This is a genomic window from Paenibacillus aestuarii, assembly GCF_027789125.1.
In the GTDB taxonomy this organism is placed as follows: domain Bacteria; phylum Bacillota; class Bacilli; order Paenibacillales; family NBRC-103111; genus Paenibacillus_E; species Paenibacillus_E aestuarii.
In genome coordinates, this window is record NZ_JAQFVF010000027.1 from 243034 (window position 1) to 267737 (window position 24704).

The following is a 24704-nucleotide window of genomic DNA, read 5'->3' on the forward strand; positions in this document are numbered from 1 at the left end:
ATTCGACGAAATCAATCGTAACTTGTATCTGCTTCAGGTAATCCTCTTTCACAGGGATTAGCAGCCTCCTTGACTGAACTATTTGTATTGTAACGTCAATCCGAAAAAGCCTCTTGACATTTCTTGCTCACTTCCCCTAGCCAATGCTCAAAATCTCGCGAATATCCTGCTCCGTCAACGTAGCTAAGGCTTCTTGACCGGATTGAATGACATCGTCGATCAGATTTCTTTTCTTTTTCTGCAGCTCATACATCGTATCTTCAATCGTGCCTTGCGCCACGAGACGGATGACTTGGACGACATTTTTTTGGCCGATCCGATGGGCCCGGTCTGCTGCCTGCTGTTCCACGGCAGGGTTCCACCACAGATCATACAGGATGACTGTATCGGCGCCAGTCAAATTCAGCCCGGTGCCGCCGGCTTTTAAAGACAGCAAAAACATATCGCGCTCGCCACGATTAAACCGGTCGCATAGCTCAACGCGCTCCGCTGCAGGAGTTTGACCATCGAGATAAAATAAGGGCACGCCGCGCTCCCCAAGCTCCCGCCTGATCAGCCCCAGCATCTCTGTAAACTGCGAAAAAATCAAAGCCCGCTTGCCGGCGCTGCGGCATTCTTCAATGATTTCCAGCAGCTGATCGAGTTTGCCGGATCCGCCTTGGTACCCCTCCACAAAGAGGGCGGGGTGACAGCAGAGCTGGCGAAGCCGAGTGAGACCGGCCAAGATTTTGATCCGATTTTGCTGAAAATCGTTATCAATCAGATGCTTCATGGCCTCTTTCTGCAGCTTGGCCAAATAGGCCGCATACAGCCTTTTTTGCTCAGGCAGCAGCTCTGAAGGATGGAGCGACTCGATTTTTTCCGGCAGCTCCTTCAGCACGTCGGTTTTCAACCGCCGCAGGACGAACGGCCGCACTCGTTTGGCGATAGCTTCGCGGCTCAGCTCGCCGAACGCTTGCCGTTCTGGCAGGAGACCGGGGAAGACCGCATCGAAGATCGACCAGAGCTCTTCGAGCCTGTTCTCGATCGGTGTGCCTGTCAGTGCAAACCGGTACGTGGCCTGGATGCTTTTGACCGCCTGCGCCGTCTGGGTGACATGGTTTTTAAATACCTGCGCTTCATCGAGAATAAGGGTGTGAAAAGTGGGCTGCACATACAGATCGAGATCCCGGCGCAGAAGTGGGTACGAGGTGATGAGGACGTCCATCTGCGACGAGCCTTTCAGCACCCGCACGCGCTCCTGACGACTGCCGTCGGCAATGACGACGCGAAGCTGGGGCGCGAACTTCAAAAGCTCATGCTGCCAGTTATAGAGCAATGAGGATGGCGCGACGATGAGCGCTGGGCGCTTGTGCTGGCGGATCTCATCCTGCATAGAGACGAGAAAAGCGATGCTTTGCAGCGTCTTGCCCAGCCCCATATCATCGGCCAAAATGCCGCCAAAGCGGTAGAAAGCCAGCATTTTCAGCCACTGATAGCCGTACAGCTGATAGTCGCGCAGGACATCGCTTAGGCTGTCCGGAACAGGGAAGTCCAAATGATCCGGGTTGCGCACATGCTCCAGCATGCGCCTGAGCGATTTGCCAAGCGTGATCGCATGTCCTTGATAGTCGGTGCCAGCAAGGGGCAAAGCGCGGCTTAGCGGCAGCTGGAGGTGATTTCCTTTTAACTCTGACAGACGAATCCCGGTTTCATTGATGAAACGGATGATTTCCTGAAACTCTGCACGTTCCAAGGGCATTAATGCGCCATTTGACAGCTTGTGGTACTTGCGTTTTTCATGGAGCGCTTGGAGCAGGCTGCGAATTTCCGATTCGGGAATGCCTTCGATATCAAAGGTGACAGCGAGCCAATCCGTTTTCTCGTCGATATTGACGATCACCTTAGGTGGTGCAAGCACGGTAAAGAGCCGGCTTTTCACAGCGGAGGTGGCATACACATGCAACAGTTTCTCCAGTTGAGGGAGAATGTGGTACATAAAATGGTACTCAGCCTCTTCATCATCGAGAAAAAAACCGCTTTCGGTCTTAATCACGAAGCTGCTGTCCATCAGCTCAAGAATTTGCTCTTCGAGATCGGTATTCCGCATCAGGATGCGATCTGCTTGGCTCGCTGCAACCGTGGGCTCCAAAGGATTCAAGACGATGTCGCCATACTGAAACTCCAGGCCGGCTAGCAGCCGGTCGCGAACCCGGTCCAAATAGAGCCGCGCTTGGAGAGGGGGCTGCATCAAGCGAGCCGCGATAGCATCGGCAATACGGACGCTGCCCAGTTGGGCCAGGCCAGGCACTACTTTTTCCAAATAAAGCTGGATATGCTCGGCAGATATAAAAATTCGCGAGTGATCCGCAGTTTGGAGCAATTGCTTCATAGCGGCGAGGCGCGCGCAGGAGTCTGTAGAAACCCGCAGCAGCTTTCCTTGGGCCAAGACAAGCCCGTAGGCTTCCAGGACCGTGACCGTCTCCAAGCCGTGCACAAGGAGCGAGTATCCGCTTTGATCTTCAAGCTCGTCCAGTTCAAAATAAAGCGGCGGGCGTTCATCTTCAACATAAAAGCTGGTATCCGAGCCCGCAAGTTCATTGGTATCCAGCTTCACGGAAGTGGCTTGCTCCAGCAAGGGAAGCAAATCTCCCCACGAAGACGGCGGGATAAGCAGCAATCTGTCGCTGCCGGGCTTCCGCATCGGCGCAGCGAGCATTGTTTCATTGCGGTGAATCCGAATCAGCTGCTGCAGAATAGCGTCATGCTCGCGCAGAAAGCGGTGCTGCTCCGGATCGTATCGCAGTGACTTGCTCAAGGCAAAAGTTTCTCCACGCTCGATGCCATGGAGGAAGCTGCGAATGGGCTGCACGGTATAGGTGCGTTTCAAACCAGCGCGCAGTTCGATCGCGAGCAGCATTCTGTGATCCGCGCCGAGCTGCGGTTTGAGAATGAACTCCATCGTCAACGGTGCCCGTGCATCAAATAGATGCCATGTACGACTTGAGCGGGCCGGTTTGGCGGCAAAAAGGCTCAGAATGTCTCCGGCCAGCCCTGGATCAAACGAAGCATCGTTTGTCTGAATGGGCATCGTTTGCTCCCCGTTCTGAACCTGCTCGATATATACGAGTACTGCGGCAATATGCTCACAATACAAATCGTCGGGATAAAATGCAGGGCATGTACAAGTTGCCACTATCGCCCGTTGTGCATTGCGCGCAACAGTGACATGCTGGGGGACGAGATGGTGGACGTTAGCCTCGTAGCGGTGCTCCTTGGCGTCATAGACCATGAAGGTTACACTGCCATCCTGATACAAGGCTTCACCGCTTTCATAAGCAAACCGCCCGCATAACTGTTTGATGACAGCTTCTTTCAAAATTAAACTCAAGGCTGCCCTTCCTTTCATCGGTACCCTTAAGGTCGTGTCATGGTGACTGTTTGATCTTATCCAACTGCGTGTCCGAATAAGCCTCACGAACTTGTAAAATGGCCGGTAGCTGTTCGAACAACACATCTACCAGCTTCGGATCGAAGTGTTCGCCGCACTCCTCCCTGAATAAATCAAGGATGCGGTCGAGCTCCCATGCTTTTTTGTACACCCGTTCGCTGCCCAAGGCGTCAAAGACGTCGGCGATCGCCGTAATACGGCCGAAAATATGAATATTTTCACCCTTCAAACCTTGCGGGTAGCCCCGTCCGTTCCACTTCTCATGGTGCTCAAGGGCGACAACGGCTGCCGTTTTTAGAATACGCCGGTTGGAATTTTTAAGCAAATTGTACCCGATCTGGGTATGGGTCTGCATCACCTGAAACTCCTCGTCGGTCAGTTTGCCCGGCTTATTAAGCACGTCGTCGGGAATCGCCACTTTGCCGATGTCATGCATCGGGGACGCCATCTTCAACAGCTCGGCTTCTTCTCGGCTCAAGCCTGCGCCAATGGCCAAAATGTAAGAGTACTCGGCCACGCGCTTCACGTGGTTGCCAGTCTCTTTGGAACGGCTCTCGCCGATTTCGCCCATGGTGATCAGGATCTCTTTTTGCGTTTCTTCAATCTCCTGCGCCAGCATGGCGGATTCCAGCGATTTGCCCGCATAAGAGGCGGCTAGCGTCAAATATTCCATATCCTTAGCGGAAAATTGGCCGCTTGGCGTCATTTTATTAATCGCTTGGTAGGCCCCGATGATTTCTCCTTCCAGATTTTTGAACGGAATGACTATCAGTGCCTGGGTCCGGTAGCCTGTCTGCTGATCCGTGCGCAAAGCCCCATTAACCAGATAATCTCTATATTTCTCATTCGTATAAGCATCGTCGATAAGAACAGCCTGATCATGCGTGACCGCATAGCCGACTAAACCGGCTGTGCGGGGTATGCGGATTTCATTGATGCCATGGGCAACTTTCGTCCACAGCTCGTTGTTGTTGGCATCCAGCATCCAAACCGAACAGCGATCGGAGGCAATCATGTCGCGTCCCATGTCCGCCATCAGCATGAGTACGCGGTCCAGCGAGCGCTCATTGGCAATTTTGGCCGTATAATCGAAAATCAGGCTCAGCATTTCCTGTGGCTCCAGATCTCTTTTGCACCGGGTTTGCCCTATATCAAAACCTTCATGTCCCATTACAGTCTCCTTGGTGTATCGCGTAAAAATGATTTCCCTACTATTTCGCTCGGGCTGCGTAGTTTCCTGCTCGTATGCAGGGGGTGCCATATTTTGTCAGGGTTGGCCAGGGCATAAGATGGTGACCACAAGGGCGGTGTGATACAATCAGGGGGAACAAGGAGAGCGGATAGGAGCACCGTGATTGGGGAGGGCTATGAGATGGCATGGCTGTGGGGAATTTCAGGGAGTTTGATCATCGCAGGAGCGGCATACGGCAAAGGTTCGCTATCCCGTTCCGGCTTTTTGGGCGCTATTGTGCTTGGAACGGCCATGTACGCGTTAGGCAGCTTGGCCTGGTTCGGAACGTTAATTGCTTTTTTTGTTTCGTCGACGCTGCTTTCAAAATATAAGCACAAGCGGAAAGCCGAGGCCGAGAGCGGTTATGCCAAAAGCGGGCGAAGGGATGCCGGGCAAGTTGCCGCCAACGGCGGATTGGGCTTGATGCTGTGCGCCCTTCACGCTTGGTGGCCGCATCCGGCCTGGTGGGCCCTCTACGTCGGCGTGATGGCTACGGTCAATGCCGATACTTGGGCGACGGAGGTCGGCGGCCTCAGCCGCTCGGTTCCCCGCTCGATCCTGAGCGGGAAGCGCGTGCCGGCTGGCACGTCAGGCGGCGTGACCGCCCTCGGGCTGCTCGCCTCTTTGCTCGGCGGCTTGTTCATCGGCCTGGTGGGCTGGCTCTGCAGCCAGTTGGACAGCTCAGCGGCAGGCGGGGCGGATACTTCAGTTGCGCTGCTGCCGCTGCTGACAGCAGGGGCCGTATCCGGCTTGCTCGGCTCGCTGCTCGACTCGCTGCTCGGTGCCACCTTGCAGGTGATGTATCGCTGCGAGCAATGCGGCAGAATCGTTGAGAAGTCTGCGCATTGCGGCAAGAGCGCTGTACAGGTGCGCGGCATGCGCGGCATGACCAACGATTACGTGAACGCGCTCAGCTCGCTGGCGGGCGGGCTCGTGAGCCTCGCCATGCTGGCGCTGCTGTTGTAGCGGTGCTGTCAGCGGCCTTGCTCGGCGCAGGCCGTGCAGCGGCGGCCGCCAAAAACAAAGGAGCTAAGCGTAATTATTCCGCTTAGCTCCTTTTGTCATTAAGCCGTCGACTCGGTCCCGGCTTCCGCCACAGCAGCCTCGCCTCCCAGAGGAGCAGGCGTAGTAGGTGCAGGCGCAGCCGCCTGGGTCTCTTGCAGCTGCTTCTCCAGCTGCTTGATCCGCCGCTGCAGTTTAAACTGGCGGATAAAACCGAACAAGCCGATGATCAGCCCGCCGAGCAGCGTAGACGTCAAGATCACTAAAATCAAAGGCGTGCTCGTCTGGGCAAATAAGAAATTAACCTGCACAGGATCTACATTGATGACGGCAAAGATGGCTGTAACCAAGGCGAAAAATAAGGCGAATATTAACGTCCATTGTGTTCTCATGCTGTAACACCTCACCTCAATTTAAGGAAAGGTTGAAAGCGTAAGCTTTCAACCTTTATTAGTTAAATCTTCGACTTTGGTCGCTTATTATTTCGTCAGTTCTTCCATTTGATCAAGCAGTGAGCTGAATACGCTCATCGCTTGCTTGATTGGCTCCGGAGTCGACATATCGACGCCTGCGCGTTTCAAGATGTTCAGCGAGTAGTCGCTGCCGCCGCTTTTCAGGAAGCCAAGGTAGCGTTCGACCGCCGGCTGGCCTTCATCCAGAATTTGCTTCGCAAAGCTGGTAGCTGCGGAGAAGCCTGTCGCGTATTTGTACACATAAAAGCTGTTGTAGAAGTGAGGAATGCGGGCCCACTCCATCTCGATATCCTGGTCAACAACCATGTCATTGCCATGATACAGCTTGTTAAGCCCATAGTAGATTTCGCTGAATTCCTGCGGTGTCAGCGATTCTCCGGCTTCCGCTTTCTCATGCGTAATCATCTCGAATTCCGCAAACATCGTTTGACGGAACACAGTCGTACGGAACTGGTCAGCGTAGTAAGTCAACAGGTACATTTTTTCCTTCGGATCGGTTACGCGTTTGAGCAAGTAGTCCATGAGCAGCGCTTCATTGAGCGTGGATGCCACTTCGGCGAGGAAAATCGTATACTGCGCATAGCGGTAAGCTTGATTTTCATCGGACAAATACGAGTGAATCGCGTGTCCCATCTCATGTGTCAGCGTGAACATGCTGTTCAGGTTGTCCTTGTGGTTCAACAGCACATAAGGATGCGTGCCGTAAGCGCCCCAGCTGTAAGCGCCGTTGCGTTTGTTCTTATTCTCGTACACGTCAATCCAATGGTTATCGAAGCCTTCTTGAAGAATTTTCAAATAATTGTCGCCAAGCGGCGCGAGACTCTTCTTAATCTCTTCTTTGGCCTGCTGATAGGTGATGTCCATATTGAATTCTTCCACCAGCGGCGCGAACAGGTCATACATGTGCAGCTCGTCAACTTTGAGCAGCTTCTTGCGCAGCTTCAAGTAGCGCTGCAACTGAGGAAGGGTATCGTGCACCGTGCTGATCAAGTTCGTATAGACTTCCTTCTTAATGTTGTCGCCGAAGAGGGTGGACTCCAGGACGGAAGGATAATTCCGGGCTTTGGCATAAAAAATATTTTTGTTGATGTTCGCGCTAAGTGTAGCGGCGATCGTATTCTTTTGGCTGCGATAAGTCGAATATACCGCTTCAAAAGCGTTTTTCCGCACTTCGCGATTACGGCTTTCCAGGAACTGGATGTAGCTGCCGTGCGTCAGCTCGACTTCTTCGCCCTTATCGTTTTTGACTTTCGGGAATTTGAGGTCGGCATTGTTCAGCATGCCATAGATCGTGCTCGGCGCTCCAGCCATATTGCCCGCTTGCGCCAGCAGCGCTTCCTGCTCTTTGGACAGCGTATGCGGCTTCTGGCGGATCATTTCTTCGAGCGTGTCTTTATAAAAAGACAGGGAAGGATCATTCACCAGCTGCTGCAATTTTTCTTCGGAAAGGCTTAAAATTTCCGGCGAAACGAAGGAGAGTGCTTCACCCACTTCGACGCTGATTTTTTTGGATTTTTCAGATAAAGCCTGGTATGTAGGTTCTGCTGTATCTTCATGATGCTTCATGTTCGCATATACATAAAGCCGCTCGGTTTTCAGGGAGATTTCGTCCTCGAGCTCGAAAATTTGCTTGATCGCTGCAGCGTCAGTAAGCTTCCCTTGGAACTTGCTGACCTTACTAAGCGACTCTTTCACTTCCTTAAACTCCTGATCCCAAGCTTTCTGATCCGGGAATAAATCTTCCAGCTTCCAGCGGTTCTCGGCGGGTACTTGTTTACGGTCCAATAGTTGAGTCATCGAAGCCCTCCTGTCCTTGTGTTGAGATTGAGGTAACCCTACTTCATTCGCATGCAAATCGGCTGCTGGAATTGAGCTTAGTAAAAGTCCCATCGCCGCAGTTACATAGATCCAGCGCATTCCGGTCACGCTCCTGGCTTGTTCCCATCTTGGATTAAAAAGCTCAAAGCTGCGCTTCCATATGATGGTTTTCAAGTAGTATGACCGTTTGCCCATTCATTTATGATTATATGAAAAAGCTGGAAGGAAGTAAATTCACATTCCCGCCCCGAAAAAGCTGACCAGCACGAGGACAAAGGAGACCGCAACCATGACAATAGCCGAAATCGCCAAGTAACGTTTAATTTGGGGAGGCAGTGTATCTTTTTTTAGGATTAAAATAATGGCAAAACAAAAAGAAACGAGTATAAATGTTAAAATAGTGCCTGAATTACTCATCGGAATCATCATCCTATCTCTAATAAATATACAGCGGGGGCAACGGCAAATTCCCCATGTTAACAAAATTTCGCTATGCGGCGATGATTTCCTTGTGCCTTAACATGCGAAGCGCCATGACAGCTGGCGGCTGTTCATGGCGTTAGCAGCGGATCATACGAAGCGTGAGTCGGGTTTACCCGGCATTTTGCATGGTACCGTCAGGATCTTCTCCGTTTTCGACTTTAACGAGCATTAACTTGCCGCGCGCATCCATTTTGACCGTATAGCGGTCTTCCGGTTCCATTTGCGCCTCTTCGCTCAGCTCTTTTGGTAGTGTAAGCTGGCCATGTTCACCGACTTCGACTTGGTAGCCGATCATTTTGGTCCATTTGCCGGCAGCGAGGATGACGACAATCAAGAGACCGATCAGCAGCCATTTGGCAATGGGGTTCGTCGTGAAGAACGGCGCCAGGAACTTCTCGCCAGTAATCATTTTACCCGCTGTCAGTGTAAGTACACCGGCGCCGATATAAATAATCCATGGATAAGTTTCAATCCATTTAATGAACAACGTGCTGCCCCATACGACGATCGGTACGCTGACCAGCAAGCCAATGACGACGAGCAGAAAATCTCCATGCGCCGCGCCGGCGACCGCAATGACATTGTCGAGGCCCATGACCGCGTCAGCGATGATGATGGTGCGAATAGCGGCCCACATGCTGTTCTTAGCTTCAATATTTTCATGATTTTTCTTCTCGGTCAGCAGCTTAAACGAAATCCAGAGCAAGAGCAATCCGCCCGCTAGCAAGAGGCCGGGAATTTTCAATAAATAAACGACCGCCATTGTGGCAAGAGCCCGAATAATGACAGCGCCGACCGTGCCCCAGAGGATGACTTGCTTTTGCGTTTCTTTCTTCAAGTTCCTAGCAGCCATCCCGATCACGATCGCATTATCACCTGCAAGCACCAAATCGATCAGGATGATAGTGAGCAGTGAGACAAAAAATCCGGCAGACAACCATTCCATACTTAACAACTCCCTTTAGCTTTTTTTGAAAAAAATAGAGCCCAGCACCGTAGTCCGGTGAAGGCTCTAATTCATCAAAAAAGACCTTCACCAATTAAACAATTGGCAAAGGTCTTGCTAACAACGTGAACGTTGCCAATAAAGCCGGGACCTGATGAGGATCCGAATTGACGACTTTACTGTGACAGCTACTCCCCTTTGGAGTGAAAACAATGAAATTATGAGTTTATTATAGAAATAAGACAAGCCCAAAGTCAAGCGATTTGTATTAAACTTCTTCAAACGCGTCCATAATTGCTTGCCATTCCTCTTCAGTGCCTTGAAAACGCTCTTTGGAAAAACGCTCCTTCGCCCATTGCATCATCGCCGGCCGTCCAATGAAAGTATGACACTCTTCTCCCCATTGATCGGAGATCTCGGTAAGTACGATTTTGGTCCCCTGTACTTCGACATTCATCATATTCCATTTATCTTTTTTATAAATTGTATGCTTTTTAATCATGTCCAAGGCTGCTCCCTATTGATAAAGTTGATGTCATCATACCGCAAGGGCACTACGAATGCAAGAAATGTGCATTGCCGCAAGCGGAAAATGGTGGTAAAATTCTCCTAATCCTTTCCAAAATTCGAGAGGATTAGCCGAGTTGAGTTGAGAAGAGAAAGCAGAGAAGAGGAGAGCTGAGTATGGAAAAAAAGACAGTCTATGAGCAAGCAGGGGTCGCCATGACCTCAAGATCTTTCGCCGAGTACGAGCGGATGTTTATGCTGAACGCAGACGAGCTGCAAGGAAAGCGCGTCCTGGACGTCGCAGGCGGCGCATCATCGTTTACAGCCGATGCGAGAAGGCAGGGGATCCTGGCTGAAGCCGCTGATCCTTTGTATGCTATGGCACCGGCAACGATCGCCGAGCACGGCAGGCAGGAAGTCGAGGTCGTAGCAGCCAAGCTGGATAAACTGCGCGATGTGTATGACTGGAGCTATTATGGCTCCGTAGAAGCGCATCGAGCTGGCCGTGAGGAGAGCTTGCGCCGCTTTGTAGAGGATTTCGCAGAGCAGAATGTATCCGGCCAAAGCAGCAATAGCGTCAATAGCCTCGATAGCCGATACCATATCGCACAGCTCCCGGAGCTTCCTTTTGCGGACCAGACGTTCGATCTTGTCTTGTGCAGCCATTTTTTGTTCTTATATGAGGAGCAGTTCGATTATGCGTTTCACCAGGCTGCCGTTCGTGAGCTGCTGCGCGTCTGTAAAGCGGGGGGCGAAGTGCGAATTTATCCGCTGCTGAGCTTTCGGACAGAAGAGTACGCGAAGTTGAAATTACTGCTGGATGACTTACATAAATTAGGGTTTGTACCCAATAAAAGAAAGGCGAATTTGCCGTTCCTTCCTAATTCTGAGTATTTTGTGAACATTTCCAAACCCTCTTGTACAGACTTCCAAAACCTCGAAAAATAACTAATGTACGGGCTCTGAAGCGGTTTTATAAGTTGATTTATAGGGCTGGTGGTGGTATAATTTTGATATTCGCCACAGATGGCGATATTTTTAGGAGGTTGTTCACTTGAAAGGTACAGTTAAATGGTTTAACGCAGAAAAAGGCTACGGATTCATTCAAGTTGATGGTGGAGACGACGTATTCGTTCACTTCTCCGCAATCCAAGGCGAAGGCTTCAAAACATTGGAAGAAGGCCAAGAAGTTGAGTTCGATATCACTCAAGGTAACCGCGGCCCTCAAGCAGCTAACGTCACAAAATTATAAGAAACTGGGAATTCCCACTTATAAATAGAGTGTCATAGCACAAAAACAAAAGACAGTACGGAGTGATCTCGGTGCTGTCTTTTTTGCTGTATTTTGAGCCTAACACGCTCCCTCGTAGCTAGGCTTCTAAGGAGTGTCCGGATGGCTTAGGGGCCTTTCTAGGCACGATCCCTGCGGTTCAGGCGTTCTTCTAGGCACTAATGAAAAGGCCACACCTTCTAGCATGAAGCAGAAAGGAGTGGCCTTTGGTCTTTGAACTTCAATTAGTCGATGATTTGCAAAATCTCATCGATTTCTTTGCGCGCAAGCTTGCCAGGGCGTTCTTGCGGGTGGCCGAGCGCGATAACCATGTTAATCTGGCTTTCTGCCGGGATGGAAAGATAATCGCGGATTTGATCCTGCGCAAGCAGAACAGGGCCGGTCATCGGGCATGTGCCCAGACCCCGCGCGTGTGCGGCGAGCATGAGATTCTGCGAAGCCAGGCACGAGCTCTTGATGCCTTCTTCGGCCCATACGTGGTCCTCGACAAGTTGGATCGGGTCAAAGATGCGCTCACGGAATTTGGACTCATAAGGTGTAGCCAAGCAAATGATGAGCACTGGTGCATCGGAGAATGCAGTGGCATAAGGACCGAAGGACTTGACCAACAGGCGGCCTTCCCGGGAGAGCCCTTTTTGCTCTGCTTCTGCAGAGATGCGGTGAAGTTGGTCCCAAGTCAGCTGCTCAATATGCTTGATTTTCTCTTTATTTCGAATCGCGATAAACTGCCAAGTCTGGGAGTTCGTATCGCTTGGGGCATAGCGTGCACAATCGATGATCTCACGGATATCGTGGTCAGAAACGGTTTCCTCCGTAAATTTGCGGACGCTTCTACGCTCTAATACAATGGTTTTAAAATCCTCATAATTCATCCTGCCAAGTTACCTGCCTTTACTTCTCAGTTTATTCATAAGCTGCAAGTTCTTACACCGATACTTGATACTTGGTACTAAGACTTTATCTTATTATATGCCAGCTTGCTACTGCAGCACAACCGTATCGCCAACATTCAGTCCTTTGCGGACTTCTGTTTTTTCGGAGGTTTCCATCCCAATCTCGATATCGCGGCGTTCGGCGCCTTGGGCGGTTTGCAGCATGACATAGTACGCATCCTTCTCGCGCATCACCGCCAGGGTTGGAACAACTACTGCGCCCTGTTTCTTTTCTGTCTCAATCGTCCCTGTCAGGCTAAGCCCTGCAATGAGCTTCTCATTTGGCTCCAAGGAGATGGTAACTTCGAATTGAGCGGCACCGGTACCTTGGTCTGTGCCTGATTTGGCGAATTTGGACACTTTTTCGACTTTGCCTTGCAGTTTCATTTGCTTCAGCGCATCGACCTTCACTTCGACCGGCATGTCGGGCTTGATCTTAAAAACATCAAACTCGCCGATGGTGCACACGAGCTGCAGTTTGGTGGTATCTACGATTTTGCCGATGCGTACGCTCTCCTCGACGGATTGAGGGATCTTGGATGAGTCTTCAAACAGGAAAATCCCGTCTTCCGGCGCCAAAAATGCCGCTTGCCCCGCCTTCTCCTGCTTCTTGGCAAGCTGCAACTGCAAGCTTTCATTGTTGACCGCGTTCAGCTGGTCCTGAATTTTGCGGCCCTCGCTATCTGCGAACCGCTGGCGCGCTTCCGCCTCGCTGACGGAACCTGTGCCGGCTGCAGCAGGGTCCAGCGTTGTTCCCGCAGCTTTGAAGTTGGCTAAATCAGTCTCCAATTGCTGCTTTTTCAGCGAATTTAGCAAGCTCGCGATCTCGCTTTGCAAGGGGGTGTCGTCAAGCTGGAACATGAGCTCACCCTTTTTGACCTGTGATCCGTCTGCAACGTTCCACGTCTTAATTTCCCCTGTAAAGGGAGCGTAGATACGCGTTTCTTTTTGGTACGAGGATTTACCCTTTACTTCAATGGTGTTGACCACATCTTCCTGGGTCACTTTAAACTGCAAGAGGCTGCCGGCCGCAGTGCCTGCGGCCTCCCCGGACCGGGGTTGTCGAGGATGGCTCGTAATGTACAGCAGTGTGCTAATCCCGCAAATGACGACGGCCGTCGCAGTGAGCCCCCATATTTTCTTTTTCCCCATTTCCAATATTCTCCTATTCTCGTTTGATGGCAGTCAGGGCATCCGTCTTCGAAGCTTTGACGGCGGGGTAAAGTCCGGAAAGGACGCCTGTCATAATCGCAAAAAACATGCCCACGGGAAGAATCCAGAGGGAGAGAAATAAAATCTCGGCAGGTTCCCCGCTTGATTCGCTGCCGCTGAATTTAATGATGATCACATTGATTCCCCATATGACCCAATACGAGAGAAGAATGCCGACGAGGCCGCCAAGCATGCCGAGCAAAGACGCTTCCACGATAAACATGTTACGGATTTGCTTCAAATTCGCCCCGAGTACTTTCATAATCCCGATCTGCCTGCGGCGTTGATGGGTGGACATGGTCATGGCGACGACGATCGAAATGGACGCAACAAAAAGCACGAACAAGCCAACCCCGGTCAACAGCAAGCGGACGATAACAAATTCGCCCTTCATGCGGTCTTCCTGATACAAATTGGATTGTGTTTGGAGGTGCAGCTTTCGGATGTTCTCCTCCACTTCTTTCACATGCGCGCTGCTGTCTACTTTCACTTTAACGGAATCGTACTGCACAGCGGAGCTGTCGGAAATGCGGTTATTCAGCTCCAATATTTTTCGCCCGGTCTCCGCTGAAACGAAAGCGGTTTTGTTGCCTTGTACCATCGAATCCGGCAGCCCTTCCGGCCGTTGCAGCACACCTGTGACGCGCAGAGTAGTTTCGGCTTGCTGTACAGCTGCTGACGCAGGATTGGCAGTCTGGGAGCTCGGAGAGCTCACAGCCTTCAGAATCAGCTGCTTCTGATAGAGCGGATAAGGAAGCGCGTCCATTTTATTGAAGGTCTCGGCCGTTTCTTTGGACGGGTTTTGCTGCATCATTTTCACCCGCACTTGCTCGGTTTGCTCATCCATCAGCCCCATTGTGGCGCCATAGCTTAAAATAATGCTGTTCTCCTGCACGCTGAAACTGCCCTGCTGCAGTTTGGAATCGAAGTCCGGGATCGTCGGGAGCTCGGTTGCAATGAGATGAACCGTGCTTTTTTTGCCATCGTCCACAGTGAATGTGAACTGCTGTAAATCCTGAAAGCTAGCGACTGATTTCACATAAGGGAACGAGCGGATCAAGTCCAGCTTGGCGGATGTCATTTTGCCTTGGCCGCTTGGATCGTCAGAAATGTCTCTTATCGTAATTTCATCGGTTTTTAAATAATAGCTCATCTGCTTCTGGCTGTAGTGCTGGATCGACTCGCCGAAGCCCAAGGCGACCATGATGGAGGCAGAGCCGATGGCAATGCCCACGGTGCAGAGCGCCGTAACGACTTTACGGCGCTGCAGCTGATCCCAACCGAGCGGATATAGTCTTTCAGCTTCATCCGGCAGCACCGTCCTGCCGGCTGTCTTCGATCAAATAGCCATCGCGCAAATGCAAAATCCGCTGCGTCCGGCAGGCGACCTCATGTTCATGCGTGACGATGACGAACGTAATGCCGGAGTTTTGGTTCAGATCGATAAGCAGGTCGATAATTTCCTTCTCGGTTTTCGTATCGAGATTCCCGGTGGGCTCGTCTGCAAATACAATCGCCGGCTTCGTAATCAGCGAGCGTGCAATACTGACACGCTGCTGTTGGCCGCCGGACAGCTGGGACGGAAAAAGCTCCGCTTTGTCGCCAATTCCTACTTGTGCGAGCAGGGCTAGCGCTCGTTCTTTCCGCTCGCGTGAGCCGGTGCTTTGGAACACTAAGGGCAGTTCGACGTTCTCACGAACGGTTAAGTGTGGTATTAATTCATAAGATTGGAAAATAAAACCGATATGACTCCGGCGAAATTCCGCCAGACGGTTTTCGTTCATTTGCTCGATTGCCTGTCCGGCAATGAGAATATGGCCTTGTGTAGGTTTCATTAAACCTGCCATTAAATTGAGCAGCGTCGATTTCCCCGAGCCTGAGCTTCCGAGCAGAGCCACCATTTCACCTTGCTCGACCCGGAAGTTGAGATCATGAAGAACGGGCGTTGCTTCCGCGCCATTGCGAAAGCTGTGGGATAACCGCTGAACGGCCAGCACACGATCAACCCCTTTTTAAGAATTCATTTTACTTTCGTCCCAATGGTCATCTCCTTGCAGCAGATGGGTACCGAGGAAGCCGATCGCCGACAGCATTGCCAAGACAGCGCCGATGAAATAAACCGTGCTGCCGCCAAAGGCATCGAATACCCAGCCGCCAACAAGCCCGCTGATTAATCCGGCAGCGCTGGACCACGCCGCAGCGAATATCGCTTGCCCTGAGGAGCGGTACTCGTCCGGGATAATTTGCGCCATGTAACGGATCGCCGTGAATAGAAAGATGCCGAACGAGAGGCTGTGAAGCGTTTGGATAAGAATGACCCAAGACGGATTGTGCACAAATCCCATAATAAAGAACCGAACGGAATAAGCGATCCCGGCAAACGCAAGCAGCGGGAGCTCCTTGAAGCGGTGCCCGTATTTGCTGAGCAGGAAAAACATGGGAATTTCACTGAGTGCCGACGTCATCCAGGCATAGCCGATCAGGGAGTCGGAAGCCCCCATTTGGCGCATATAAAGGGCAAGGAAGCCGTCATTGAAGCGGGTTGAAACCGCCATTAGGATGATGAGAATGAGAAACCAAACGAACTTTTTCGATTTGAAAATGTTCACCATCCCGCCAAACTCCATTTTCTTACCGCTTTGACGGGCGTCCTTCAGCAGAAAAGCGAGCACGAGCGAAATCACGATGGTGAGCAGGCAGAGCACTGGCGTCAGTCCCGTGCCGTAATGCCTGAGCAGCAAGCCGAAGCCGCCGGCAGCAGCAGCAAAGCCGATCGAGCCCCAGATGCGGAATGAAGCGTAGCTTTTGCCGCTGGAGCTGACATGCAGCATTAACTGACTGTCATTTAAGGAGTTCACCGGCTGCTGGAAGAAGAAGAAGACGGCCAGGAAAACAAATAACAGCGCAAACCAGTTGGACGTAAACACCAGGACGGAGGTCACGAGCTGCCCGACTATGAGAATGATCATAATTTTTTTCACCGTCTGGTACCGGTCGCTCAGAAATCCCCAAAGCAGGTTCGTGGCGATTCCGATGAAGGGGCCGATGGAATAGAGCAATCCGATTTCGATTTTCGAGTAGCCTTTGTAATCGAAATACAGCGGAAAAAATGTCGTGACGATGCCCATCGTCATGAAGAATGAAAATGTGAACATTTTCAGTAAAGTATCTTGGGACTTCTTAGAAATAGACGTATGCATATCAAGGTATCACTCGTTTTCTTTGCAAATTTTTTGGCGACGGTTTGGGCTGCTGATGGTCGGCGATGCATTGCAGCACATGCAGTACGACGAGAAGCTTCGCCACTGTGTCGATGGAGTGCGCCAGAGCGCCAATCCTGTCTTTCTAGCTCAGAGTTAGAAGGAAGACGGACACTGGTGGTATAATGATTTAGATTGCAAGTGCGGATAGCGAAGCAACCATCACTTGACTCGGCCCTTTAAGCGTTAGGATGCCACTCGAATAAATGAAAAAAAGCTCATCACAGCTGAGCAAGCTGCCGGCAATGGCAAACAAGGCAATCGCCAAATGGTATGAGCTGTTTGGCCAGGAGCAGCATTCATGGATGGGCCCATGATGACAGCGAAGACAGACAAAACAGCAGCGGCCGTTAAAAGTTAAATTACTACTTTTGCGTATCGATGGGATGTTCCGACACTTTTTCGGGAATGACTTTACGCAGGAGGGATTTGCCTTCCCAGCCGAGAAAAATAATAGCGCCGACTCATCCGCTCGTGACATGATTTGTCATGATAAAGTATAAAGATAACAAGTATATGACGTGTAGACGGACAGTCATCCCGATCGTTAACCGCTTCGCACGCATATTAAAGATAGTAATGGCTTGAACAAAAACGTATAGGTGGCGATGATCTTCTGATGTTCCATATAAAAATATTACTTAAGTATAACAGAATCTGTAATCTAGTTGACATACATTTTTAACTGGAATCCCGTGTTCCGAAGTGTTACATTTAAAGGTGAAGTATTGAACTACGTTTAACAATCCCTGCTGGGGATAGATTGTTTGTTTCGGAGGAAGGCCTGCACATGCGCTATTTTGAATTTGATGAACGATTAGGAATCCATATTCCGAAGCTGGAAGACGAATGGGAGAACTACAATTCGGAAGTGAGATCGGATATACTGCTTCGCTGGGAGCAAATACGCGGAATCATTCCCGACCGTATCCATAAATTGGAGGCGGTTATTATCGTAAAACAAAATCAACTTGATCAAGAAGATGACTTTCTTACATCCTGCCGGTTGAATTCAGAGATTGCGGATCTGGCTAGCACGATTAACGATCTTCATTTGTGGTTTAGAGTCAATCAGGATTTGGAAGCTAAGATTCACCATTAATAATGCCTGCAAATACATCGTCATAACATTTCTCTTAACTAATGAATAGGAGTGACTGGCATGCATAGCAACAAGGAAGAAGCCAATTGGCTGGAAGTAATTGCGAAGCCGCTGCTGGAGCATCTGCCTGCGCTGTACCCGGTTGAAGAATGGGACACCTCGATGGATGCACGTATTGAAGGACTGTTATTGGAGAACCTTACCAAGGGGAGAGCCGAACAAGAGCCTTATGGAATGGCCATAAAGGCCGGTCTTTTTTTATTGAACGAAAGTCTGGATAAATCACACGATATTGCCCAGGAAATTACCAATACGTCGGGAAGCTACTGGCATGCGATCATGCATCGCATGGAAGGCGATTACAGCAATGCGAAATATTGGTTTCATGACGTAGGCCATCATCCCATTTTTTCTAACCTCATTCATTGCGTAAGAAATTATTTATCGCTAAAAGATTTGGCGGACATGGAGCATGATGCGCTTCGCAGCAAGCTGGAGGTGCTGATTACGTCTCCGGTCTGGAACCCGAATGTTTTTGTTGATGCCGTTGAACTGCAAGTGTCCCATGTTCAACATGCAACCGTTGAGACTTGGCTGCAGCATATCCAACGTTATGAAATGCAACTGTTATTGCAATACTGCTATGAACAAAGTTGTGGAGGAAGTTTGCTTGAAGCAATTGGACAGAAGTAGCACGAAGGTTCCTCGCGGCCCGCTTAAACTAATGCATAGAGTTTACCGGTACATTCTGCCTGAAGTCGGCTCGCAGCTTGCCAAATGGCAGGAAGCCGCACAGCAGATTCCGGATAACGAGCTGCGCACGCAAGCGTTAGCCAGCATCGCGACGAAGCAGTTCCACTGTCAGGGAGGAGCTGTCTACGCGGCCGCTAATTTATCCATGAGGCATGTGCTTATTCCGCTGATTGTCGCCTTTCAGACGATTAGCGATTACTTAGATAATTTATGCGATCGCAGCACATCGCTGGATCCCGTAGATTTTCGCCAGCTTCATCAATCGATGCTCGATGCCGTCGATCCGGCTGGACCGCTACATGACTATTACGCATTCCGCGAAGAGAAAGATGACGGGAACTACTTGAATGATCTCGTCCAAACGTGTCAATCCTGCATTTACCTGCTGCCTTCGTATGCGCTGGTTGCGGAGCAGGTTCGCGCGCTGGTCTCTTTGTATTGCGACTTGCAGGTGTACAAGCATATCCGTAAAGATTTGCGCGAGTCCGAGCTGCTGGAGTGGTGGAATGCGCAGGGCGGCAAGTACGGACAGCTGAGCTGGAATGAATTTGCTGCGGCAACGGGTTCAACGTTAGGCATGTTTATGTTGTTTTTGGCTGCTTGCGATCCACACCTTAAGCCTGTACAGGTCGAGAAGATTCGGCAGGCTTATTTTCCATATGTTTGCGGCTTGCACATCTTGCTGGATTATTTGATCGATCAAGAAGAGGATTTGCTTGGCGGTGATCTCAATTTTTGCAGCTATTACGACTCTATGGAAGAGACCGTAGAACGAATAGCCCTTATTGCACAGGAAGCTCGCGATAAAATTTTGTGCTTGGAACATCCTCGATTTCATCGTATGATAATTGAAGGTTTGCTGGCGCTTTATCTATCTGATCCGAAAGTGAATCATCAGCAGCAAGTGAAACAGATTTCCAGGCGTCTAATGAAAAATAGTCCGCTAACCCGGTTGTTTTTCTGGATAAATAGCATGTACATACGAACTACTTCATGATGTTCTACATGTAGAGAAAGAGAGAATTTGGAGGAGGAAGAGAAATGTCAGCAGTAAAATCGATTGCCGTTCTCACAAGCGGCGGCGACTCTCAAGGAATGAACGCGGCGGTACGCGCCGTTGTGCGTAGTGCCCTTTACCATGGTTTAGAGGTTCATGCTGTTCAGCGCGGCTACCACGGTTTGATCAATGACGATATTCGCCAAATGGATTTGCGCAGTGTTGGCGATATTATTCAACGTGGCGGCACTGTGCTGCAAACGGCTCGCTGCAAAGAGTTTTTGACACTTGAAGGCCAGCAAATCGGGGCTGAAAACTTGCGCAAACGCGGGATCGACGGCCTGGTTGTAATCGGCGGTGACGGCTCCTACCAAGGTGCGAACAAGCTTAGCAAACTGGGTATCAAGACGATGGGCCTGCCAGGCACCATTGATAACGACATCCCGTTCACAGATTTCACAATCGGCTTTGATACGGCGGTTAGCATTGTCGTTGACGCGATCAACAAGCTGCGCGACACAATGACTTCGCACGAGCGTTCATCGGTCGTTGAAGTCATGGGCCGCCATTGCGGCGAGATCGCGCTTTATGCCGGTCTAGCGAGCGGTGCGGAGACGATTATCGTCCCAGAGATGCCTTACAACATCGACGAAGTGGCGAATCGGATGAAAGACAACTTCTCCCATGGCAAGCGCCACAGTATTATTCTCGTGGCTGAGGGTGCAGGTACGGGCGAAGGCATCGCGAAGCAAATTACCGAGCGCAATGGCATCGAGCCGCGCGTAACAGTGCTCGGTCATATTCAACGCGGTGGTACACCGACGCATAATGACCGGATTTTGGCTAGCCGCCTGGGCGACTTTGCCGTTCGCAAGCTGATGGAAGGCGACTCTTCCAAGGCGTGCGGCGTGATCAAAGGCGAGCTGGTAGCAACGGATATTGATCTGGTTGTGAACACGAAGCGTTCTTTCAATAGAGAGCTGTATGAGTTGGCACAGCGTTTGTCCCAGTAAGACCCTGGCCTAGCTGAAGATAGGCGGATGGCGGTTGACCCTGATCGATTGTTACGCTATAATAGCTAGAAATATCGACATCATGTCAATGAAGAGCATCCAACTCGGAGACGCTCATGACCGGATAGGCATACGATCGGCGCCTGTCTCTAAATAAGCCGGCACCGCCCGTTATCGCGGAATCCAAGCGGATGAATCACGCAAGTGTATTCATCAAGTTGGGTGGCACCGCGAGCAGAACGCTCCTCGTCCCAATCGGAGAGGAGCGTTCTTTGTCTTTTTTACAAAAAAGGAGCGGTGACGGTTATGTTGGACATGAAATGGATTCGTACGCATCAAGAGCAAGTGGAAGCAGCAGCACGCCATAAAGGGATGCTGGATTTTAATGTAGCGGAGCTGCTGGAGACGGAGGAGCAGCGGAGAGAGCTGGGGCAGCGTGTGGATGTACGGCGGGCGGAGCGGAACCGCGCCTCGGCGGAAATTGCCCGGCTGATGCGGCAGAAGCAAAGCGAAGGAGCCGGGGGGCGTGAGGAGCTGGCTGAGGCAGATCTGCGTGAGGGGCAAGTTGAGGCGGAGCGGGGAGAGTGGCAGGCTGAGGTTGAGAAGCGGAAGGAGCAGGTGCGCGTATGCAACACTGCATTGGTCGCTCTGGAGGCGGAGCTTGCGAAAGTAGATGCGCGTTTTCAAGCGTTGCAGCTGCTTGTGCCGAATATCGCTTCGCCGGATACGCCGATTGGGGCATCGGATGCCGATAATGTGCAGATTAAAGTCGTGGGCGAGCCCACAGCGTTTGTGTTCGAACCGCGTGATCATGTTCAGCTGGGCGAGGCGCTCGACATCATCGACATCCCGCGAGGTGTGAAGGTGGCCGGCACGCGCAACTATTACCTGAAGGGGATGGGGCTCTATTTGCACAGGGCAGTGCAGCAGCTGGCGATTGATGTGCTTGCGGATCGCGGATTTACGGTCATGGATGTGCCGTTAATGGTTCGGGAAGAGGCGCTGGTGAATGCGGCCTTTTTCCCTGGCGGGAAAGACCAAACGTATGAGCTGGACGGCGAGAACAAGTGGCTTGTCGGCACATCGGAAGGGCCGCTGGTGTCGTACTTTGCGAACGAAATCGTCGATTTGTCGCAAGGGCCGATCCGGCTGGCAGGGGTTTCGAACTGCTTCCGCAAAGAAGCGGGGTCGGCCGGAAGAGATGTTCGCGGGCTGTACCGCGTACACCAGTTCGCGAAAGTAGAGCAAGTCGTGATTTGCCTGAACGACCCGCAAGTCGCCGAGCAGATGCTGGACGAAATTACGCGCAATGCTGAGCATATTTTGCAGCTGCTGGAGCTTCCATATCGGATCGTCGCCGTTTGTACAGGGGATATGGGCAGCAAAAACTACAAACAATACGATATCGAAACATGGATGCCGAGCCGAGGAAATTACGGTGAAACGCACTCGTCGTCGAGCTTGCTCGATTATCAAGCGCGCCGCTGCGGGATACGCTATTCGCACCCGGATGGGGGGCTGCAGTATGGCTACACACTCAATAATACTGCGGTGGCGACCCCGCGTATCTTAATCCCGCTGCTGGAAAATCATCAGCAGGAGGACGGATCGATCTACATTCCGCCTGCGCTGCGGCCTTATATGCGGGGAATGGCATCGATCCCTGCGCGTTAAAGGGCTGCCGGATGCGGACGGCAATTTGCATGTTTGGCGACGGATCACGTGCTATCTTGCCGAAAATGCAGAATAGCAGCCGCCCGAGCGCCTCCAAGCGGCCAGCCACCAAGGCAACCGAGGCCGCCGCATAACAAAAAGGCTGCCCCAAGCCATCGCAGATGGCGTTGTGGGGCAGCCTTTTTCCGTCGGAGCTCCCGCAGCTCCTAGTAGCCCTCGCGCAGGTCGACGACGTTCATCATCTCACCGCCATCGAGCATAGCACGGATGTTGTGATACACAATCGCTGAGGCACGCTCGGTGTAATGAGCCGAGGAGCCGGCGATATGCGGGGTGACGATGACGTTATCCATGCCCCAGAGCGGGGATGAAGCCGGCAACGGCTCCTTCTCGAACACGTCAAGCGCCGCCCCGGCCAGCTTGCCTTCTTGTAAAGCGGCGATGAGCGCCTGCTCATCGATGACATCACCGCGCGCCAGGTTGATCAGGAAGGCGCTGGATTTCAGCAGAGCCAGATGCTCACGGGTGATAAAGCGCTGCGTCTTGGCCGTGCTAGGCAGCAGCAGCACGACAAAATCGCTTTGTGACAGCAGCTGGGTAAGTCCTTCTTCACCGCTCACGGTCACATCAAAAGCGGGCTGTGGCTTGCCGGACCGGTTGAGGCCGATCACTTGCATATCGAACGCTTTCGCTTTGCGGGCGACAGCTTCGCCGATGGCACCGGCGCCGACGATGCCGACTGTTTTCCCATGCAGCTCGCCAAAAGCAAGCGTATGATCCCACACCGACTTCATCTGGTTATCATGCAGTTGGTTCGTTTTGCGTACCCACTGCAGCATTAAGCTGATCGTAAATTCACTCATTTGAATCGTATGCACACCGCGTGCGTTCGTCAGCACAATATGGCGTTCTGCCAGCTGCTGAAGCGGCAGCTTATCTACGCCGGCGGACAGCGTCTGTACCCATTTCACGTTAGGCGCCAGTTGCAGCGCTTCCGGATTGATCCGGCCAGCGGTTACAATAACATCCGCCTCGGGGAGCACGGAATGGGCTTCTTCGGAACTTTTGAACCAGTGGAATTGCACGCGATTATGCAAATCGGCTGGCAGATGCTCCTGTAAATATGTCAGATCCATGCCAGTTAACGCGACGATCTTCATGACTAGCTTCAGCTCCTTTTATATGCTCTGGTGGCTATGTAGTTCAATATCAGGTCTATTCTGCTAACATGATAAACAATCCGCTAGGTGATGTAAACAAAAGAAGCAAAAACCCCCTAAACCTATATGATTTAGGGGGCCTTTTGGGGACCTTTAAGGGGTCTAGACGGGCCTAGATGGCTAACTTAATAATTCACACCGGCCGTATAATTGTTATTGGCATTCCACAGAAGGAACTCATCCACGCCGTTTTCTTTCAAAGCGCGAATCTGTTCTTCAACTTCATGTTTGCCGTATTTGATATAGCCCGGAACCCACGATGCGGTGAAGTCTTGGATCCATGGCCTCACGACAGGTTTCCAGCCTTTTTTATCGATTTCTGCTAGTTTCTTCTCCGTATCGATGGAAGCGCCATTAATCGTGGCATACGGATTTGCGTCAGGTACTTTGGAACCGAACCAGCCTGTGCTGTAATGACTCGGATAGATCATAGGGCTGATGACGTCGACGTTCTGCGAGATCTTCTCGAAATCCTGACCGATGCCTTCGGCAGCAGGGACGGAAGCGGCATAGCCGAAAATATCAACGGACACGCGCACGCCGAGCGGTTGGAGCTGTTCTTTGGCATATTTCACAAAAGAAGCGACAGCTTCAATACGGCTACGCTCGTCCTTCGTATATTTCAGGATATCGGCTCTTTTCTCAAAGCCTTCAGGGAAGCGGACGTAATCAAACTGGATTTCTTTAAAACCGGCTTTCACAGCCTCTTTGGCTACGGCGATATTGTAATCCCATACTTCTTTGTTGTACGGATTGACGAAGCTGTCCGGCGGGTTCTTGCTGTTCCCCCATAGCGTACCGTCAGGGTTGACGAAGGAAAGTTCGGGTTTCTTTTTGGCAAGCACCGTATCTTTAAACACAACAATCCGGGCAATCGGATAGATTTGATGCTCATTCAAAGTGTTCATCAAGCCAGGCATGTCGCCGATAATCTTTTGTGTGGTGCCCATGGCATCCAGTTCAGGATTCCCGGTTTCCCAAGTTATGTAGCCCCAGTCGTCCTTCACGTCGATAACCATAGCGTTGAGCTCCGTATCATCCATCAGTTTGACGAGCGTGTTCAGGCGGCTGCCGCCGGCACTGTGCGCTGTGGAGTAAATGCCCTTGACTTTTGGGGCATCTTTCTGGGGATCGAGTTTGTTGACGGGAGCTAAGGGGTCAAAAGCTACGGACGAATCCGTCCCTTGCGGCGGTGCGGTTTGAACAATGGCATTCTTCGCATTCATCGATGCTTGAACCAATTGATCAAAGTTGGCGTCCGGATTTGCAGCGTTGACACTGCCCCAGATCATGGCAAGTGATGCCAATAAAATTTCCATGTTGAATAAGTCCTCTCCCATCTATGAATCTAGCTTTTATT

Annotated in this window: 22 protein-coding genes; 8 read left to right on the top strand and 14 right to left on the bottom strand. The window is 51.2% G+C overall.

Annotation, left to right across the window (positions count from 1 at the left end; genetic code table 11):
• Window positions 1-136: 136 nt before the first annotated feature.
• Both O9139_RS13695 and O9139_RS13700 read right to left on the bottom strand, forming a co-directional pair.
• Entirely contained in the window at window positions 137-3370 is a 3234-nt protein-coding gene (locus O9139_RS13695) for a DEAD/DEAH box helicase (RefSeq protein ID WP_270880042.1), read from the bottom strand.
• A gap of 37 nt (window positions 3371-3407) precedes the next feature.
• On the bottom strand, window positions 3408-4538 hold the full coding sequence (locus O9139_RS13700) for an HD domain-containing phosphohydrolase (protein ID WP_270880043.1): 1131 nt from the start codon (window positions 4536-4538) through the stop codon (window positions 3408-3410).
• Window positions 4539-4802: 264 nt separating this feature from the next.
• Between O9139_RS13700 and O9139_RS13705 the strand changes: the two genes are divergently transcribed.
• A complete protein-coding gene (locus tag O9139_RS13705; protein WP_270880044.1) occupies window positions 4803-5627 on the top strand; it encodes a DUF92 domain-containing protein in 825 nt (274 codons plus the stop codon).
• Window positions 5628-5725: 98 nt separating this feature from the next.
• On the opposite strand, the gene O9139_RS13710 is transcribed toward O9139_RS13705, so the two are convergent.
• The 5 genes from O9139_RS13710 to O9139_RS13730 all read right to left on the bottom strand — a co-directional run bounded on the left by O9139_RS13710 (window position 5726) and on the right by O9139_RS13730 (window position 9885).
• The gene (locus O9139_RS13710) at window positions 5726-6055 is read right to left on the bottom strand and encodes a LapA family protein (protein ID WP_270880045.1); all 330 of its coding nucleotides are present in this window, start codon (window positions 6053-6055) and stop codon (window positions 5726-5728) included.
• 87 nt (window positions 6056-6142) lie between these two features.
• Window positions 6143-7933 (bottom strand): oligoendopeptidase F, encoded by a 1791-nt coding sequence (gene pepF, locus O9139_RS13715; protein WP_270880046.1) that lies wholly within the window; start codon window positions 7931-7933, stop codon window positions 6143-6145.
• A gap of 255 nt (window positions 7934-8188) precedes the next feature.
• The gene (locus tag O9139_RS13720; protein ID WP_270880047.1) at window positions 8189-8371 is read right to left on the bottom strand and encodes a hypothetical protein; all 183 of its coding nucleotides are present in this window, start codon (window positions 8369-8371) and stop codon (window positions 8189-8191) included.
• Window positions 8372-8546: 175 nt separating this feature from the next.
• The gene (locus tag O9139_RS13725) at window positions 8547-9383 is read right to left on the bottom strand and encodes a TerC family protein (protein ID WP_270880048.1); all 837 of its coding nucleotides are present in this window, start codon (window positions 9381-9383) and stop codon (window positions 8547-8549) included.
• 268 nt (window positions 9384-9651) lie between these two features.
• A complete protein-coding gene (locus tag O9139_RS13730; protein WP_270880049.1) occupies window positions 9652-9885 on the bottom strand; it encodes a hypothetical protein in 234 nt (77 codons plus the stop codon).
• A 182-nt stretch (window positions 9886-10067) separates the two neighbouring features.
• On the opposite strand from O9139_RS13730, the gene O9139_RS13735 reads away from it, so the two are divergent.
• Together O9139_RS13735 and O9139_RS13740 are read left to right on the top strand one after the other, a co-directional pair.
• The gene (locus O9139_RS13735; protein WP_270880050.1) at window positions 10068-10838 is read left to right on the top strand and encodes a methyltransferase domain-containing protein; all 771 of its coding nucleotides are present in this window, start codon (window positions 10068-10070) and stop codon (window positions 10836-10838) included.
• Between the two features lie 106 nt (window positions 10839-10944).
• Window positions 10945-11142, top strand: coding sequence for a cold shock domain-containing protein (locus O9139_RS13740; RefSeq protein WP_188174947.1), 198 nt, complete (start codon window positions 10945-10947; stop codon window positions 11140-11142).
• A 263-nt stretch (window positions 11143-11405) separates the two neighbouring features.
• Here the strand turns inward: O9139_RS13740 and O9139_RS13745 are convergent, their stop codons facing one another.
• The 5 genes from O9139_RS13745 to O9139_RS13765 all read right to left on the bottom strand — a co-directional run bounded on the left by O9139_RS13745 (window position 11406) and on the right by O9139_RS13765 (window position 16480).
• Window positions 11406-12053 carry a nitroreductase family protein gene (locus O9139_RS13745; protein ID WP_270880051.1) on the bottom strand — a complete coding sequence of 216 codons (648 nt, stop codon included), beginning with the start codon at window positions 12051-12053 and terminating at the stop codon, window positions 11406-11408.
• A 108-nt stretch (window positions 12054-12161) separates the two neighbouring features.
• Complete coding sequence (locus tag O9139_RS13750; protein ID WP_270880052.1) at window positions 12162-13265, bottom strand: efflux RND transporter periplasmic adaptor subunit; 1104 nt, start codon at window positions 13263-13265, stop codon at window positions 12162-12164.
• Window positions 13266-13278: 13 nt separating this feature from the next.
• Window positions 13279-14643 (bottom strand): ABC transporter permease, encoded by a 1365-nt coding sequence (locus tag O9139_RS13755; protein ID WP_333742633.1) that lies wholly within the window; start codon window positions 14641-14643, stop codon window positions 13279-13281.
• The gene (locus tag O9139_RS13760; RefSeq protein WP_270880053.1) at window positions 14630-15322 is read right to left on the bottom strand and encodes an ABC transporter ATP-binding protein; all 693 of its coding nucleotides are present in this window, start codon (window positions 15320-15322) and stop codon (window positions 14630-14632) included. The genes O9139_RS13755 and O9139_RS13760 overlap by 14 nt, the downstream gene beginning before the upstream one ends.
• A 15-nt stretch (window positions 15323-15337) precedes the next feature.
• The gene (locus O9139_RS13765; protein ID WP_270880054.1) at window positions 15338-16480 is read right to left on the bottom strand and encodes an MFS transporter; all 1143 of its coding nucleotides are present in this window, start codon (window positions 16478-16480) and stop codon (window positions 15338-15340) included.
• Between the two features lie 895 nt (window positions 16481-17375).
• Here O9139_RS13765 and O9139_RS13770 point away from each other — a divergent pair.
• The 5 genes from O9139_RS13770 (at window position 17376) to serS (ending at window position 22124) form a co-directional block, all read left to right on the top strand.
• Entirely contained in the window at window positions 17376-17687 is a 312-nt protein-coding gene (locus tag O9139_RS13770; RefSeq protein WP_270880055.1) for a hypothetical protein, read from the top strand.
• Window positions 17688-17747: 60 nt separating this feature from the next.
• The gene (locus O9139_RS13775) at window positions 17748-18380 is read left to right on the top strand and encodes a hypothetical protein (protein WP_270880056.1); all 633 of its coding nucleotides are present in this window, start codon (window positions 17748-17750) and stop codon (window positions 18378-18380) included.
• A 31-nt stretch (window positions 18381-18411) separates the two neighbouring features.
• Window positions 18412-19437: a tetraprenyl-beta-curcumene synthase family protein gene (locus tag O9139_RS13780; protein ID WP_270880136.1), complete on the top strand. Its 1026-nt coding sequence runs from the start codon at window positions 18412-18414 to the stop codon at window positions 19435-19437.
• Window positions 19438-19481: 44 nt separating this feature from the next.
• Entirely contained in the window at window positions 19482-20450 is a 969-nt protein-coding gene (pfkA, locus tag O9139_RS13785; protein ID WP_270880057.1) for a 6-phosphofructokinase, read from the top strand.
• Between the two features lie 306 nt (window positions 20451-20756).
• Complete coding sequence (gene serS, locus O9139_RS13790; protein ID WP_270880058.1) at window positions 20757-22124, top strand: serine--tRNA ligase; 1368 nt, start codon at window positions 20757-20759, stop codon at window positions 22122-22124.
• 206 nt (window positions 22125-22330) lie between these two features.
• Here serS and O9139_RS13795 read toward each other — a convergent pair whose 3' ends face one another.
• Complete coding sequence (locus tag O9139_RS13795; RefSeq protein WP_270880059.1) at window positions 22331-23284, bottom strand: D-2-hydroxyacid dehydrogenase; 954 nt, start codon at window positions 23282-23284, stop codon at window positions 22331-22333.
• A 185-nt stretch (window positions 23285-23469) separates the two neighbouring features.
• Window positions 23470-24663, bottom strand: coding sequence for a putative glycoside hydrolase (locus tag O9139_RS13800; protein ID WP_270880060.1), 1194 nt, complete (start codon window positions 24661-24663; stop codon window positions 23470-23472).
• Window positions 24664-24704 lie beyond the last annotated feature (41 nt).

Bases quoted from the DNA above. Each gene is read 5' to 3' on its own strand.
- O9139_RS13745 (WP_270880051.1), bottom strand. From the start codon at position 12,053: ATGAATTATGAGGATTTTAAAACCATTGTATTAGAGCGTAGAAGCGTC.
- O9139_RS13765 (WP_270880054.1), bottom strand. From the start codon at position 16,480: ATGTTCACATTTTCATTCTTCATGACGATGGGCATCGTCACGACATTT.
- O9139_RS13750 (WP_270880052.1), bottom strand. From the start codon at position 13,265: ATGGGGAAAAAGAAAATATGGGGGCTCACTGCGACGGCCGTCGTCATT.
- O9139_RS13705 (WP_270880044.1), top strand. From the start codon at position 4,803: ATGGCATGGCTGTGGGGAATTTCAGGGAGTTTGATCATCGCAGGAGCG.
- O9139_RS13720 (WP_270880047.1), bottom strand. From the start codon at position 8,371: ATGAGTAATTCAGGCACTATTTTAACATTTATACTCGTTTCTTTTTGT.
- O9139_RS13775 (WP_270880056.1), top strand. From the start codon at position 17,748: ATGCATAGCAACAAGGAAGAAGCCAATTGGCTGGAAGTAATTGCGAAG.
- O9139_RS13735 (WP_270880050.1), top strand. From the start codon at position 10,068: ATGGAAAAAAAGACAGTCTATGAGCAAGCAGGGGTCGCCATGACCTCA.
- O9139_RS13780 (WP_270880136.1), top strand. From the start codon at position 18,412: ATGCATAGAGTTTACCGGTACATTCTGCCTGAAGTCGGCTCGCAGCTT.
- O9139_RS13795 (WP_270880059.1), bottom strand. From the start codon at position 23,284: ATGAAGATCGTCGCGTTAACTGGCATGGATCTGACATATTTACAGGAG.
- O9139_RS13700 (WP_270880043.1), bottom strand. From the start codon at position 4,538: ATGCTGAGCCTGATTTTCGATTATACGGCCAAAATTGCCAATGAGCGC.
- O9139_RS13770 (WP_270880055.1), top strand. From the start codon at position 17,376: ATGCGCTATTTTGAATTTGATGAACGATTAGGAATCCATATTCCGAAG.
- pfkA (WP_270880057.1), top strand. From the start codon at position 19,482: ATGTCAGCAGTAAAATCGATTGCCGTTCTCACAAGCGGCGGCGACTCT.
- O9139_RS13710 (WP_270880045.1), bottom strand. From the start codon at position 6,055: ATGAGAACACAATGGACGTTAATATTCGCCTTATTTTTCGCCTTGGTT.
- O9139_RS13725 (WP_270880048.1), bottom strand. From the start codon at position 9,383: ATGGAATGGTTGTCTGCCGGATTTTTTGTCTCACTGCTCACTATCATC.
- O9139_RS13800 (WP_270880060.1), bottom strand. From the start codon at position 24,663: ATGGAAATTTTATTGGCATCACTTGCCATGATCTGGGGCAGTGTCAAC.
- serS (WP_270880058.1), top strand. From the start codon at position 20,757: ATGTTGGACATGAAATGGATTCGTACGCATCAAGAGCAAGTGGAAGCA.
- O9139_RS13730 (WP_270880049.1), bottom strand. From the start codon at position 9,885: ATGATTAAAAAGCATACAATTTATAAAAAAGATAAATGGAATATGATG.
- pepF (WP_270880046.1), bottom strand. From the start codon at position 7,933: ATGACTCAACTATTGGACCGTAAACAAGTACCCGCCGAGAACCGCTGG.